14 protein-coding genes are annotated in these 13,623 nt (G+C 70.7%); 2 read left to right on the top strand and 12 right to left on the bottom strand.

The genetic code is table 11. The annotated features are described in order from the left end of the window. Window position 1: 1 nt before the first annotated feature. Together ABD332_RS20380 and pyrR are read right to left on the bottom strand one after the other, a co-directional pair. Entirely contained in the window at window positions 2-913 is a 912-nt protein-coding gene (locus ABD332_RS20380; RefSeq protein ID WP_344503562.1) for an aspartate carbamoyltransferase catalytic subunit, read from the bottom strand. Further along, the gene (pyrR, locus tag ABD332_RS20375) at window positions 910-1,479 is read right to left on the bottom strand and encodes a bifunctional pyr operon transcriptional regulator/uracil phosphoribosyltransferase PyrR (RefSeq protein ID WP_344503561.1); all 570 of its coding nucleotides are present in this window, start codon (window positions 1,477-1,479) and stop codon (window positions 910-912) included. The genes ABD332_RS20380 and pyrR overlap by 4 nt, the downstream gene beginning before the upstream one ends. Before the next feature lie 190 nt (window positions 1,480-1,669). Between pyrR and bldD the strand changes: the two genes are divergently transcribed. Next, entirely contained in the window at window positions 1,670-2,158 is a 489-nt protein-coding gene (gene bldD / locus ABD332_RS20370; protein WP_033356835.1) for a transcriptional regulator BldD, read from the top strand. A gap of 204 nt (window positions 2,159-2,362) precedes the next feature. Here the strand turns inward: bldD and nusB are convergent, their stop codons facing one another. Next, window positions 2,363-2,770, bottom strand: a complete 408-nt coding sequence (nusB, locus tag ABD332_RS20365; protein WP_344503658.1) for a transcription antitermination factor NusB — start codon at window positions 2,768-2,770, stop codon at window positions 2,363-2,365. A gap of 50 nt (window positions 2,771-2,820) precedes the next feature. After that, complete coding sequence (efp, locus tag ABD332_RS20360; protein WP_344503560.1) at window positions 2,821-3,378, bottom strand: elongation factor P; 558 nt, start codon at window positions 3,376-3,378, stop codon at window positions 2,821-2,823. A 138-nt stretch (window positions 3,379-3,516) separates the two neighbouring features. Between efp and mptB the strand changes: the two genes are divergently transcribed. After that, window positions 3,517-4,896 carry a polyprenol phosphomannose-dependent alpha 1,6 mannosyltransferase MptB gene (mptB, locus tag ABD332_RS20355; RefSeq protein WP_344503559.1) on the top strand — a complete coding sequence of 460 codons (1,380 nt, stop codon included), beginning with the start codon at window positions 3,517-3,519 and terminating at the stop codon, window positions 4,894-4,896. Between the two features lie 336 nt (window positions 4,897-5,232). Here mptB and aroB read toward each other — a convergent pair whose 3' ends face one another. The 8 genes from aroB to ABD332_RS20315 form a co-directional block, all read right to left on the bottom strand. Next, entirely contained in the window at window positions 5,233-6,318 is a 1,086-nt protein-coding gene (aroB, locus tag ABD332_RS20350; protein ID WP_425552248.1) for a 3-dehydroquinate synthase, read from the bottom strand. A gap of 22 nt (window positions 6,319-6,340) precedes the next feature. Continuing rightward, window positions 6,341-6,838 carry a shikimate kinase gene (locus ABD332_RS20345; protein ID WP_344503557.1) on the bottom strand — a complete coding sequence of 166 codons (498 nt, stop codon included), beginning with the start codon at window positions 6,836-6,838 and terminating at the stop codon, window positions 6,341-6,343. Beyond that, the gene (gene aroC / locus ABD332_RS20340) at window positions 6,835-8,013 is read right to left on the bottom strand and encodes a chorismate synthase (RefSeq protein ID WP_344503556.1); all 1,179 of its coding nucleotides are present in this window, start codon (window positions 8,011-8,013) and stop codon (window positions 6,835-6,837) included. The genes ABD332_RS20345 and aroC overlap by 4 nt, the downstream gene beginning before the upstream one ends. Window positions 8,014-8,127: 114 nt before the next feature. Beyond that, window positions 8,128-8,922 carry a shikimate dehydrogenase gene (locus ABD332_RS20335; protein WP_344503555.1) on the bottom strand — a complete coding sequence of 265 codons (795 nt, stop codon included), beginning with the start codon at window positions 8,920-8,922 and terminating at the stop codon, window positions 8,128-8,130. Beyond that, entirely contained in the window at window positions 8,923-10,116 is a 1,194-nt protein-coding gene (mltG, locus tag ABD332_RS20330; RefSeq protein ID WP_344503553.1) for an endolytic transglycosylase MltG, read from the bottom strand. A gap of 21 nt (window positions 10,117-10,137) precedes the next feature. Beyond that, a complete protein-coding gene (gene ruvX / locus ABD332_RS20325; RefSeq protein WP_344503552.1) occupies window positions 10,138-10,605 on the bottom strand; it encodes a Holliday junction resolvase RuvX in 468 nt (155 codons plus the stop codon). 86 nt (window positions 10,606-10,691) lie between these two features. After that, complete coding sequence (gene alaS, locus ABD332_RS20320) at window positions 10,692-13,352, bottom strand: alanine--tRNA ligase (RefSeq protein WP_344503551.1); 2,661 nt, start codon at window positions 13,350-13,352, stop codon at window positions 10,692-10,694. Continuing rightward, window positions 13,349-13,615 (bottom strand): hypothetical protein, encoded by a 267-nt coding sequence (locus tag ABD332_RS20315; RefSeq protein WP_344503550.1) that lies wholly within the window; start codon window positions 13,613-13,615, stop codon window positions 13,349-13,351. Before ABD332_RS20315 ends, alaS begins: the two co-directional genes overlap by 4 nt. Window positions 13,616-13,623 lie beyond the last annotated feature (8 nt).

Below are 13,623 nucleotides of genomic sequence, written 5' to 3'. Positions count from 1 at the left end.
ATCACGCTTTGCCTCCGAGCAGCAGGTAGAGGACGGCCATCCGCACGGACACCCCGTTGGCGACCTGTTCGACGATGGTGGAGCGCGGCGAGTCCGCGACCTCGGGCGCGATCTCCATGCCCCGGTTCATCGGCCCGGGGTGCATGACGATCGCGTGCTCGGGCAGCCGGCTCATGCGCGGCACGTCGAAGCCGTAGCGCCGCGCGTACTCCCGCTCCGAGGGGAAGTACGCCTGGTTCATTCTTTCCCGCTGGACCCGCAGCATCATGACGACGTCGGAGTCCGGGACCACCGCGTCGAGGTCGTAGGACGTGCTGGCCGGCCACGCCCCGACGCCGACCGGCAGCAGCGTGGGCGGTGCGACGAGCGTCACCTTCGCGCCGAGGGTGTGCAGCAGCTGCACGTTCGACCTGGCCACCCTGGAGTGCAGCACGTCGCCGACGATGGCCACGTTGAGCCCGGCGAGCCTGCCGAGGCGGTTGCGCATGGTGTATGCGTCGAGCAGGGCCTGCGTCGGGTGCTCGTGCGTGCCGTCGCCGGCGTTCACGACGCTGCCCTCGACCCAGTTGGCGAGCCGGTGCGGCGCGCCGCTGGCCGGGTGGCGGATCACGACCGCGTCGGCGCCCATCGCCTGCAGCGTCAGGGCGGTGTCCTTGAGACTTTCGCCCTTCGAGACGCTGGAGCCCTTCGCCGAGAAGTTGATGACGTCGGCCGACAGCCGCTTCGCCGCCGCCTCGAACGAGATCCGCGTCCTGGTCGAGTCCTCGTAGAACAGGTTCACCACGGTGCGCCCCCGCAGCGCGGGCAGCTTCTTCACCTCGCGCCCCGCGATGCTCGCCATCTCCGCCGCGGTGTCGAGCACCAGCGTGGCGGCGGCGGCGTCCAGGTCGGCGGCGCTGAGCAGATGCTTCATGCCTGCCTCTCCTTGCTCACGATCACCACGGCGTCGTCGCCGTCCTGCTCGGCGACGGACACCCGGACGCTCTCGTCGATCGAGGTCGGGATGTTCTTGCCGACGTAGTCGGCGCGGATCGGCAGCTCGCGATGGCCCCGGTCGACGAGGACCGCCAGCTGGACCATCCGCGGCCGGCCGAGATCCTTGAGCGCGTCGAGGGCCGCGCGGACCGTGCGGCCGGAGAAGAGGACGTCGTCGACGAGGATCACGCGGCGCCCGTCGAGGCCACCGGGCGGGATCTCCGTGTGACCCAGCGCACGGGTCGCCTGGAGGCGAAGATCGTCCCGATAGAGCGTGATGTCCAACACACCCACCGGGATCTCAGCACCCTCGAAAGTGGCGATCCTGGCGGCGAGTCTGCGAGCGAGCGGTACGCCTCGGGTAGGTATGCCGAGCAGCACCGTTTCGGTGGCTCCGGACGTCTTTTCCAGAATCTGATGGGCAATCCGGTCCACCACACGGGCGACATCTGCCGCCGTTAGGATGGTTTTGCCCAGCTCAGCGCCTGTTGTCGGGGTCGACAAACCAGACCTCCTTCCCCGCCTCACCGGACGGGTCGTTAAAGGACGTCGAACGGCAACCACCCTAACAACCGCCCTGACCTGGGCAACGGATGGGTCTCGACCACTTGACCCCGCGACTTCTGCCAGTTACGGTCACGCTCCGTAGCGATCGCTGGGGAAACCCCTCAGGCCAGTGACTGGGAGTGTCCGTATGCCGTCTGAGTACGCCAAGTCTCTTGGTGCTCGCCTGCGCTCGATCCGACAGCAGCAGGGGCTGTCTCTGCAGGGTGTCGAGGAGAAGTCGGCAGGGCGCTGGAAGGCCGTCGTCGTCGGTTCGTATGAGCGGGGCGACCGGGCCGTCACCGTGTCCCGCCTCGCCGAGCTCGCCGAGTTCTACCGCGTCCCCGTCGCCGAGCTGCTGCCCGAGGGCAGCGGTGTCAGGCACGAGCCCACCAACAAGATCGTCCTGGACCTGGAGCGGCTGTACGACGCCGGCGCCGAGGACCTTGCCTACGTGGCCCGCTACGCGCGCGCCATCCAGCAGCAGCGCGGCGACTACAACGGTCGCGTGCTGTCCATCCGGGCCGACGACCTGCGCGCCCTGGCGATCGTTTACGACGCCTCGCCGTCGGGGCTGGTCGAGCGGCTCAACGAGCACGGTGTGCTGGTCACCGACCCGCGCAGCCTGTTTCAGTCCTGACCTTCCGTAGCAAGGAGGGGGTCGCTCCGGCGGCCCCCTCCTTGCGTTGATACCCGCCCGCGGTGGGGCGGACATCACCCTCCGCGGAGGGCGTGATGATGATCTCGCCGCGTCGCTGGTCCCTTGGAAAACGCACAAAACCGGGCGGATCCCCCGTCGTCCGACGGCGGATCACACCCGGTCAACTGGCTTGCCAGCGGCGTCTTACGTGGCGTAGTCGGCGATCCGGCCCAGGATGCCGTTGAGGAAGCGGGGCGAGTCGTCGGTCGACAGCGTCTCCGCGAGCTCGACCGCCTCCGTGATCGCCACGGGGTTGTCGATCTCGTCGTTGTAGAGCAGCTCGTACACCGCGATGCGGGCCAGATTCCGGTCGACCACCGGCATCCGCTCCAGGGTCCACCCCTCGGCGTAGCTGGACAGCAGCTCGTCGATCCGGACGGCGTGGCTCTCCACACCCTCCACCAGCTGGACGGTGTACGGCAGGTAGCCCGGCTTCGGCTCCTCGAGATTCGCCACGTAGGACGTCAGGACCGACCCGCGCGGCTCACCGCGCAGGTCGGCCTGGTAGAGCACGTCGAGGGCACGCTTGCGGGCCTTCCGCCGCGCGGTCATCTGCGCGGTGACGTCGCCCCCGAGAAAGGAGCCCCCACTGAAGGACACGGTCAGGACCGGCCGAGGTAACGGCTGTCGCGGGTGTCGACCTTGATCTTCTCGCCGATGTTGATGAACAGCGGCACGTTGACCGTGGCGCCCGTCTCGACCGTCGCCGGCTTGGTGCCACCCGTGGAGCGGTCGCCCTGCAGGCCCGGCTCGGTGTAGGTGACCTCGAGGATCACCGAGGTCGGCAGCTCGACGTACAGCGGCACACCCTCGTGGGTCGCCACCGTCACCTCGGCCTCGGGGAGCAGGAACTTGGTCCCCTCGCCGACCGTGCCGGCGGGGACGGAGATCTGCTCGTACGACTGCAGATCCATGAACACGTAGTCTTCGCCGTCGATGTACAGGTACTGCATCGTCCGCTTGTCGACGGTGGCGGTCTCGACCTTCGTCCCGGCGTTGAACGTGCGGTCGACCACCTTGCCGGAGAGCACGTTCTTCAGGGTGGTCCGCACGAACGCGCCGCCCTTGCCCGGCTTCACATGCTGGAACTCAACAACGGCCCACAGATCGCCGTCGAGGTTGAGCACCAGGCCGTTCTTCAGGTCGTTCGTGGTTGCCATGTGGATAGACGTCACTTTCGTCAGTTGGTCCGTGCGGCATCGTGCCGGCGGAAAGGCCCGAAGCAGTGTACCGGTCGAGGTGGCCGGAGTTCATGTCGCATTGGCCACCAGGACATGAAACTCAGCCAGTGTGCCGTAGTGGGCAGACCGGACATCGTCAACCGTACCCTGGGTTTCGCGGGTTCCGTCGCGATCGCGCTGGGTGGCGCCGCCGCCGGCGCACTTCCTCGCCGCGACCCGTTCGAGGACTGGCCGCTGATCCGCGAGCTGCGCGCCTTCCCCCTCGCGGGCGTCGCCGTCACCTACTTCGGGCTGGTGCTGCTGTGCGGCGCGTGGCTGCGCATGCGGTCCACGCTCGACGGCCAGCGCCCCGCCGACCTGATCAAGACCCTGCTGTGGTGGGCGGCCCCGCTCGCCGTCACGGCCCCCATGTTCAGCCGCGACGTGTACAGCTACCTCGCCCAGGGCGCGATGGTGCGGCAGGGGCTCGACGCGTACCGCTGGGGCCCCTCCATGCTCGGCGGCCCCCTCGCCCTGGACGTCCCGCCCATCTGGCAGGACACGCCCGCCCCCTACGGCCCCGTCTTCCTGCGCTGCGCGTCGATGATCGTCGCCGTCACCGGCGAGCACACCGTCGCGGGCGTCTGGGCGATGCGGCTCGTCGCCCTGGCCGGGGTCGCCCTGGCCGTCGCCTGCCTGCCGGGCCTCGCCGCCCGCTTCGGCGTCCCACCACAGCGCGCCCTGTGGTTCGGCGCGCTCAACCCGCTGCTCCTGCTCCACCTCGTCGCCGGCGTCCACAACGACGCCCTCATGGTCGGCCTCGTCGCCGCCGGCCTGCTCGCCGCCGTCCGCGACCGCCCCCTGCTCGGCGCCGCCCTCATCGTCGCGGCAGCCCTGGTCAAGGCGCCCGCGATCCTCGCCCTCATCACGGTCGTCGCCCTGACCCGCGGCCGCCGGGGCGCCCTCATCCGCACGGCGGCCGGGGCGGGTCTCGCCTTCATCGTGCTCCAGGCCGCGTCCGGCCTGGGCCTGGGCTGGATCGCCGCCCTGCACACCCCCACCACCGTCCGCAACGGCCTCTCCCTCAGCACCGACGTCGGCATGCTCCTCGCCTCCGCCGGCCACCCCTCCGCGATGGCCGTCATCCGCCTCGTCGCGGCGGCCGCGGGCTGTGCGCTCGCCGGCTGGGCCCTGCTGCGCGCCCCGAACCCCGTCGCGGGCCTCGGCCTGGCCCTCGCCGCGATCGTCCTGTGCGGCCCGGTCGTGCACCCCTGGTACCTGCTGTGGCCGATCGTCCCGCTCGCGGCCGGCCTGCACCACCCGCCCCCCGCCGCGATCCGCCTCTCGGTCGGCATCGCGATGTTCCTGCTCCCCTTCGGCGCCCCCACCTACCCGCAGGCCGTCGTGGCCGCCATGTTCGGCACCGTCGGCGGCATCCTGTACCTGCGCCTCCGCCCACCCCTGCCCACTCTGCTCCCCACCCCAGCTCCTGCCACCCCAGCCCCCGCCACCCCCTGACCGCCAGGCACCAGCTGCCCCATGATCCGGAAGACTTCATGTCGTCATAGCAGCACAAACTCTTCCGGATCACGGAAAAGCGCCCTGGTACCAGCCGGTCCAGCGATCGACAGCCCTGGTTCTTCGACCAGCGGCGGCGTGGAGCAGCAAACGACGCCCTCGACGACGCCAGACCACACGGGGACAGCGGCGCGGAACAGCACCGCGACCTCAGCCCTCACCAGACCCATGATCCGGAAGACTTCATGTCGTCATAGCAGCACAAAGTCTTCCGGATCACGGAAAAGCGCCTGGCACCAGCCGGTCCGGCGGGCTTGCCAGAAAGTGTGGTTGGGGTCAGGCGGCCACGGCGGCGTAGGCGGCGAAGAGCAGGTCGTCGGGTGGGCCGGCGAGGGTGCCCGGGGTGGCGAGGCCGTCCAGCACCACGAAGCGCAGCGTCGCGCCGCGGGCCTTCTTGTCGACGCGCATCGCGGCGTGGAGGTCGGTCCAGGCGGCGGCGTCGTACGTGACGGGGAGGTCCAGCAGCTTCAGCACCGCGGCGTGGCGGGCGGCGACGTCGGCGGGGAGGCGGCCGGTGAGCCGGCCCAGCTCGGCCGCGTAGACGAGGCCGACGGAGACCGCGTGGCCGTGCTTCCAGCGGTACTGCTCGCGGCGCTCGATCGCGTGGCCCAGCGTGTGACCGTAGTTGAGGATCTCGCGCAGGCCGGACTCGCGCAGGTCGGCGGAGACCACCCGGGCCTTGACCGCGACGGCCTTCTCGACCAGCGAGGGCAGCACCGCGCCGTGCGGGTCGAGGGCGAGCGCCGGGTCGGCCTCGACGAGGTCGAGGATGGTGGGGTCGGCGATGAACCCGCACTTGACCACCTCGGCCATGCCGGCGCGCAGGTCGTCGGCGGGCAGCGTGTCCAGGGTCGACAGGTCGCACACGACGCCGACCGGCGGGTAGAAGGCGCCGACGAGGTTCTTGCCGGCGGCGGTGTTGATGCCGGTCTTCCCGCCCACCGCGGCGTCGACCATGCCGAGCAGGCTGGTCGGGACCTGGACGAGCCGGACCCCCCGCAGCCAGCTCGCGGCGACGAACCCGGCGACGTCGGTGACGGCCCCGCCGCCCACGCCCACGACGGCGTCGCTGCGGGTGAACGCGGCCTCCCCAAGCGCGTCCCAGCAGCCGGCGGCGACGGCGATGTCCTTGCCCGCCTCGGCGTCGGGGACCTCGAGGGGCAGCACCCCGTGGCCGGCGGCCCGCAGCGCCGCCATGACCTGCTCGGCGTGCCCGCGGACGGGCCCGGCGAACAGCACGGCGACCTGCGCCGCGCCGCTGACCAGCGAAGGCACCCGGTCGAAGAGCCCCCGCCCGATCAGGACGGAGTAGCCCGAGACGTCGACCACGGAAACGGCGGTCACAGCAGACCCTCCAACCAAGCGACAACAGCAGCGGAAGCGGTCACAGCTTGCCGGCCAGTTCCGCGGCGATGTCCTCGGGAGTGCGGCCGTCGGTGCCGACGGTGATGGTGGCGACCTGCTCATACAGCGGCCGCCGCTGGTCCAGCAGGTACTTCAGCGTGGCCCGCGGGTTGAGCGCGAGCAGCGGCCGGCCGCTGCCGAGCCCGACCCGGGACACCGCGTCGGAAAGCTCGACCGTCAGGTAGACCACGGTGTGCCCGGCGAGCAGCTCGCGGGTCTCGGCGGCCAGGATCGCGCCGCCGCCGAGGGCCAGCACCCCGTCGAACGTGGACAGCGCCGAGGCGACCGCGGCCCGCTCCAGCGCGCGGAAGTGGTCCTCGCCATCATCGATGAAGATCTCCGGGATCGGCTTGCCCGCGACGGCCTCGATGTCGACGTCCACGTCGCGGAACTGGACGTCCAACGCGGCGGCGAGCAGCGTGCCGACGGTCGTCTTGCCCGCTCCGGGCGGGCCGACGAGGACGGCGCGAGGCTTCACCGGATGACCAGGTTCGACATGTAGCCGGCGACGTTGCGCTGGATCTCGGGGACCGAGTCGCCGCCGAACTTCTCCAGGGCAGCCTCGGCGAGGACGAGCGCGACCATCGCCTCGGCGACGACGGCCGCGGCGGGGACCGCGCAGACGTCGGAGCGCTGGTTGATGGCGGTGGCGGGCTCGCCGGTGGTGACGTCGATGGTCTGCAGTGCCCGGTTGAGCGACGAGATGGGCTTCATCGCGGCGCGGACCCGCAGCGGCTCGCCGGTGGTGATGCCGCCCTCGAGACCGCCGGCGCGGTCGGTGACCCGGCGGACGCCGTCGGCGGTGGGGATGATCTCGTCGTGCGCCTGCGAGCCGCGGGAACGGGCCTGCGTGAACGCGTCACCGATCTCGACGCCCTTGATCGCCTGGATGGACATGAGGGCGGTGGCGAGGCGGGCGTCGAGCTTGCGGTCCCACTGCACGTGGCTGCCGAGGCCCGGCGGGACGCCATAGGCGAGGACCTCGACGATGCCGCCGAGGGTGTCGGCGTCCTTCTTCGCGGCGTCGACCTCCTCGACCATGCGGGCGCTCGCGTCGGGGTCGAGGCAGCGCAGCGGGTCGGCGTCGATGCGGTCGAAGTCCTCGGGCCGGGGCAGCAGGCCGGGCTTGGCGGCGACGGACCCGAGCTCGATGACGTGGGAGACGATGTCGATGCCGAGCGCCTGGCGCAGCAGGGCCTTGGCGACGGTGCCGACGGCGACCCGGGCGGCGGTCTCCCGCGCGCTGGCCCGCTCCAGGATCGGCCTGGCGTCGGTGTGCCCGTACTTCTGCATGCCGGCGAGGTCGGCGTGGCCGGGGCGGGGCCGGGTCAGCGGCGCGTTGCGCGCCTGGGCGGCGAGCACGTCGGGGTCGACGGGATCGGCCGCCATGACGGTCTCCCACTTCGGCCACTCGCTGTTGCCGACGCGGATCGCGACGGGGCTGCCGAGGGTGCGCCCGTGCCGGAGGCCGCCGACGAACTCGACCACGTCCTGCTCGAACGCCATCCGCGCGCCGCGGCCATAGCCGAGACGTCGACGGGCCAACTCTGCCGCCACGGACGCGCTCGTCAGCTCGATACCTGCGGGAACACCCTCCAGGATCGCGACGAGTGCCGGGCCATGCGACTCACCTGCGGTCAACCAGCGCAACACCCGGCAAGCATGTCACGCGGGTATGACACTTCCCGCAATGAGGTCACCAAAGCCCATCAGACGGAACGCACGGCCGCCTCGCCGGCGAACAGCGATCCAAAAGACAGCACGCAGTCAGGCGGAACGCAGCGCCGCACGCATCGCCGCGACCGGCGCCGCCTTGCCGGTGAACAGCTCGAACTGGTCGACCGCCTGCCACAGCAGCAGATCGAGCCCGGACACGATCGCGCACCCGGCGGCGGATGCCGCGGCGGCCAGTGGCGTCGGCCACGGCTCATAGATCGCGTCGAACACGACCGGCCGCCCGGACCAGTCCGCGACCGCGAGCGGGTCCGCCGCCCCCTTCGGCACCGTGGAGATCACCACGGGGAACGAGGTGCACGAGTCGAGCGACGACCAGGGCGCGTGCACGAGGTCCACGGAGAGCGCCGAGGCCACCGGCAGCAGCTCTTCAAAAGCTTCGAGCCGCCGCGTGTACAGCGTGACGTCCGCCGACAGGGAAGCGGCCGCGGCCAGGGCGGCCCGGGCGGTGCCGCCGCCACCGAGCACGGCGAGCCGCGGCGTGCGCGAGACACCCGCCTCCAGCAGCGCCCGGACCATGCCCGGGGCGTCGGTGTTGTACGCGTGCCATCCGTACGCCCGCCGGACCAGCGTGTTCGCCGCGCCGATCGCCGCCGCGAAGGGGTCGACCATCGCGGCGACCGTCAGCGCGACCTCTTTGAGCGGCATGGTGAGCGACAGCCCGGCCCAGTCGGGCGAGAGCCCGGCGACGAACCCGGGCAGGTCCGCGGTGCCGCACTCGATCGCCGTGTAGGTCCAGTCGCGCAGCCCGGCGGCCGCGTAGCCGGCGTTGTGGATCGCCGGTGAGCGCGAGTGGCTCACCGGCTGGCCGAGGACCGCGGCACGCACCTACTTGACGCCGTTCTTCTGCGCCTGGGCCCACAGCTTCTCGAACTCGGGGTACGTCTTGGCGTATCCGGTGTTGCCGGCCGTGTCGATGGCGCAGAAGTAGTAGTAGTCGTGCTTCGGCGGGTTGATCGCCGCCTTCAGCGCGCTGGTGCCGGGGTTGCTGATCGGGCCGATCGGCATGCCCGGGACGTCGTGGGCGTTGTACGGGTTCTTCTTGTTGTGCAGCTCCGAGTTGAGCAGCTCGGTGGACGGCTTGGCGCCCTTGCCGGTGATCCGCAGGTAGTAGTTGACGGTGCTGTCGACCTGGAGGCAGCTGCACGGGAACTTGCCGGAGTAGACCCGGTTGTAGAGCACCCGCACGATGCCCTCCTGGTCCTTGTCGAGGCCCTCGACCTGGGCGATCGACGCGCCGATCAGCGCCTCGTAGGGCGAGATGTGCAGCGAGTTCTGCACGCCGTCGATGAACCCGAGGGACTCGATCTCCTGGTTGAACCGGTTGATGATGATCTTCAGGATGGCGGTCGCGTCGACGTTCGGCGGGAAGTCGTAGGTCGCCGGGAAGAGGAAGCCCTCGATGCTCTTGGCGACGCCCTTGCCGTCCTGGCGCTGGAACCACACGTCGGACAGGCCGAGCGCCTTGGTGTCCTGCGAGGCCTTCTCGAACTCCTCGTAGGGGATCTTCGTGACCTCGGACAGCTTCTTGAACGTCTCCTGGAACGTGAGGCCCTCGGGCAGCGTCACCTTGTTGACCAGGCGGCTCTTCGGGTCGAGCATCATCGACAGGGCCTGGGCGGCGGCCATCTGCTTGCGCAGCTTGTAGAAGCCCGGCTGCAGCTTCTTGCTGCGCTCGTCCTTCTTCGCCGCCTCGACGAACGCCTTCGCGCTCTTCACGACGCCCTTTTCCGCCAACGTGTTGGCGATGTCGGCGGCATACTGGTTGGGCAGGACCTCGACCGTCACTTCGCCGGTGCCGCCGCCGTTGTAGTCGGCAGCGGTGAACATGTCCTTGACCCGGTCGACGCCGACATAGACGCCCAACGCGAGACCACCGAAGACCAGCAGACTGATGAAGAGCGCGAGGAAGGTCCTCCCGCCACGGCCCTTCCGTCTGCCGCGGGCCGGAGCGGACGCGGCGCGGCGCCGATGTCTGCTGGGCCGCTCCTCGTCGTCCCAGCCCAGGTCAAGCTCGCCCATCTGTCCTTCGCCTCCTGGCATTCAGCCGCGAACGGCCCGTCGCGCGTCGAGCCATCGTTGCAGGATCTCCACGGCGGCCACCTGATCGATGACCGCGCGTTGCCGCCTGCCACGGACGCCGCGCTCCGACAGCCTACGTGTTGCCGCCGCGGTGGACATCCTCTCGTCCGTCAGCAAGACCGGCACGGGGTCCGCCAGCTCCGCCAGACGGTCGGCATATTGCCTGATCAGAACCGCTGCGGGCCCTTCCTTGCCGGCCAGGTTAATCGGCAGGCCGACAACGATCTCCACCACTTCGTGTTCCGCGACCAGCCGCAGGATTTCCGACATGTCGGAAGAAACCTTGTCACTCTCGGTGACCTGATCGCGCGGCAGGGTGGCGACGGGGCTCGCGAGGATCCCGTCCGGATCGCACATCGCGACGCCGACGCGGACACTGCCGACGTCGACGCCGATCCGCCGGCCACGGGTCCACGGCTGCGTCGTCACGGGTAGCACCCTATGCGCACCGCGCACCCCGCGAACGCCCGCGGGTAGGTGAATCGACGAATTCACCTACCCGCATGCCAGCCGATCTACAGCGCTCGCTCGACCGCGGCGAGCAACGCGGGGGCCTCCGCCGCCGGCACGCCGCCGCCCTGCGCGAGGTCGGCGTTGCCGCCGCCACGGCCGGACAGGGCGCCCTTGACCAGGTCACCGGCGGACAGGCCGCGGCCCTTCGCGGCCGCGTTGATGCCGACGACGAGCGACGCCTTGCCGCCCGCGCGGGCGGCGACGGCAACGACCGCGGGCCGCTCCGCCGGGATCCGGCCGCGGATCTCCTGCACCAGCGTCCGGACCTCGTTCGCGGAGGTGCCCTCGGGCGCCTCGGTGCCGACGTACGCGACGCCGTGCACGTCCTTCGCCGCGTCGGCGAGCCCGCCGGCGTTGGCGAGGACCAGCTGGGTGCGCAGCTTCTCCAGCTCCCGCTCGGCGTCGCGCAGCTGCGCAACGGTCTGCTCGACCCGGTCTGCGACCTGGTCGCCCGGGACCCGGAAGAGCTCGGCCAGGCGCGACACGAGGACGTGCTCCCGCGCCAGGTGCCCGAACGCGTCCAGACCGACGAGCGCCTCGACCCGTCGTACACCCGAACCGATCGACGACTCGGAGAGGATCTTCACCAGGCCCAGCTGGCTGGAGCGCTCGACGTGCGTGCCGCCGCAGAGCTCGCGGGCGTAGTCGCCGACCTCGACGACGCGGACCTCGTCGCCGTACTTCTCGCCGAACAGCGCCATGGCGCCGAGCTTGCGCGCCTCCTCCTGCGACGTGACGAACGCGTGCACCAGCAGGTCCCGCAGCAGCACCTCGTTCACCTGCTGCTCGACGTCGTGCAGCACGCTCTGCGGCACGGCGCCGGGGGTGTTGAAGTCGAAGCGGAGCCGGCCGGGCGCGTTGAGCGAGCCCGCCTGGGTCGCCGACTCGCCGAGGAAGTTGCGCATCGTCTGGTGGATGAGGTGGGTCGCGGTGTGCGCCCGCGACACGGCCCGCCGGCGCGCGGTGTCGATCTCCGCGAACGCCGACTCGCCGGGCCGGATCTCGCCCTCGAGGATCTTCACCCGGTGCACGATCAGCCCGGGCAGCGGGCTCTGCACGTCGAGGACCTCGGCCTTGCCGCTGCCGGTGGTGATGACGCCCAGGTCGGGCATCTGGCCGCCGCCCTCCGCGTAGAACGGGGTGGCGTCCAGCACCAGCGAGATCTCCTCGCCCTGGCCCCCCGCGGCGGCACCGAGCAGCGACCGCACGACCGACTCCCGGGCCACCTCGCGGTAGCCGGTGAACTCGACCGGCCCGCCCTGCTCCAGGGCGGCGCGGAACTGCGACAGGTCGGCGTGGCCGGTCTTGCGGGCCTTCGCGTCGGCCTTGGCGCGGGTGCGCTGCTCGGCCATGAGGCGGCGGAAGCCCTCCTCGTCGACCGTCAGGCCCTGCTCGGCCGCGATCTCCAGGGTCAGGTCGATCGGGAAGCCGTACGTGTCGTGCAGCTGGAACGCCTTGTCCCCGGACAGCACGGTCTTCGACGCGGCGCGCGTCTCCGTGACGGCGGTGTCGAGGATCGTGGTGCCCGCCTTCAGCGTCTGCAGGAAGGCCTCTTCCTCGCCGTACGCGTACGTCGAGATGCGGTCGAAGTCCGCCGCGACCTCCGGGTAGGACGGCGACATGCAGTCCCGCGCGATCGGCAGCAGGATCGGCAGCGCCGGACCCTCGTGCCAGCCGAGCAGCCGGATCGAGCGGATCGCCCGGCGCAGGATGCGGCGCAGCACGTAGCCGCGGCCCTCGTTCGACGGCGTGACCCCGTCGGAGATCACCATGAGCGCGGTGCGGACGTGGTCGGCGATGACGCGCAGCCGCACGTCGTCGGGGTGCGACTCGCCGGCCACCTTCGACACGGTCTGCCCGTAGCGCTTGCCGGTCATCTCCGCGGCCTTGCTCAGGATCGGGTTGACCTCGTCGATCTCGTACAGGTTGTCGACGCCCTGCAGCATCGAGGCGATGCGCTCCAGGCCCATGCCCGTGTCGATGTTCTTCGCCGGCAGCTCACCGACGATGTCGAAGTCCTCCTTCGACCGCACGTTGGTGATCTCGTACTGCATGAAGACGAGGTTCCAGAACTCCAGGTAACGGTCCTCGTCGACCTCCGGGCCGCCCTCCTTGCCGTAGGCGGGGCCGCGGTCGTAGTACAGCTCGGAGCACGGCCCGGCCGGCCCGGGGATGCCCATCGACCAGAAGTTGTCCTTCTTGCCGCGCCGCACGATCCGCTCGGCGGGCAGGCCGGTCTTCTTCCAGATCTCGATCGCCTCGTCGTCGTCGAGGTAGACCGTCGCCCAGATCCGCTCCGGGTCCAGGCCGAAGCCGCCCTTGTCGACCGGGTTGGTCGACAGGTCCCAGGCGAGCTTGATCGCGCCGTCCTTGAAGTAGTCGCCGAAGCTGAAGTTGCCGTTCATCTGGAAGAACGTGCCGTGCCGGCTGGTCTTGCCGACCTCGTCGATGTCCGGCGTCCGGATGCACTTCTGCACGCTCGCGGCCCGCGGGTAGGGCGGCGTGCGCTGGCCGAGGAAGAACGGCACGAACTGCACCATGCCCGCGTTGATGAACAGCAGGTTCGGGTCGGCGATCGCCGGCAACGGCGCGCTCGGCACGACCGTGTGTCCCGCCCCCTCGAAGTGGGCGAGGAAACGACGCTTGATCTCCGCGGTCTTCATCGGTGCTGCCGGCCTTCCGGGTAAAGGTCTTCGTCGAGGGTCGCGCCTTCCGCGAACGCGGCGTGGATCTCGGCCTCACGCTCCGCCATGCCGTCACGCACGTCGTCGACGAACCCGCGGACGGTGCCGGCGAGACCGACGGCCGAGTCGCGCGCCGAGGCGGCGATGCCCTGCGGGGTGAAGGCCTGCGCTTTCTTGGTGACCGCGCGGACGACCAAAGCGCCTATGGCGAGTCCGATCCCGAGCCACAGCATGCGCCGCATGGCTCAAC

This window comes from Dactylosporangium maewongense (assembly GCF_039531485.1).
In the GTDB taxonomy this organism is placed as follows: domain Bacteria; phylum Actinomycetota; class Actinomycetes; order Mycobacteriales; family Micromonosporaceae; genus Dactylosporangium; species Dactylosporangium maewongense.
The sequence above is the reverse complement of the archived record's forward strand: the minus strand, read 5'-3'. Positions and strand labels throughout refer to the sequence as shown.

What these genes read in the sequence shown, in the direction of transcription:
- bldD (WP_033356835.1), top strand. Translation starts at nt 1,670, where the DNA reads ATGCCGTCTGAGTACGCCAAGTCTCTTGGTGCTCGCCTGCGCTCGATC.
- efp (WP_344503560.1), bottom strand. Translation starts at nt 3,378, where the DNA reads ATGGCAACCACGAACGACCTGAAGAACGGCCTGGTGCTCAACCTCGAC.
- ABD332_RS20315 (WP_344503550.1), bottom strand. Translation starts at nt 13,615, where the DNA reads ATGCGGCGCATGCTGTGGCTCGGGATCGGACTCGCCATAGGCGCTTTG.
- alaS (WP_344503551.1), bottom strand. Translation starts at nt 13,352, where the DNA reads ATGAAGACCGCGGAGATCAAGCGTCGTTTCCTCGCCCACTTCGAGGGG.
- mltG (WP_344503553.1), bottom strand. Translation starts at nt 10,116, where the DNA reads ATGGGCGAGCTTGACCTGGGCTGGGACGACGAGGAGCGGCCCAGCAGA.
- ABD332_RS20380 (WP_344503562.1), bottom strand. Translation starts at nt 913, where the DNA reads ATGAAGCATCTGCTCAGCGCCGCCGACCTGGACGCCGCCGCCGCCACG.
- nusB (WP_344503658.1), bottom strand. Translation starts at nt 2,770, where the DNA reads ATGACCGCGCGGCGGAAGGCCCGCAAGCGTGCCCTCGACGTGCTCTAC.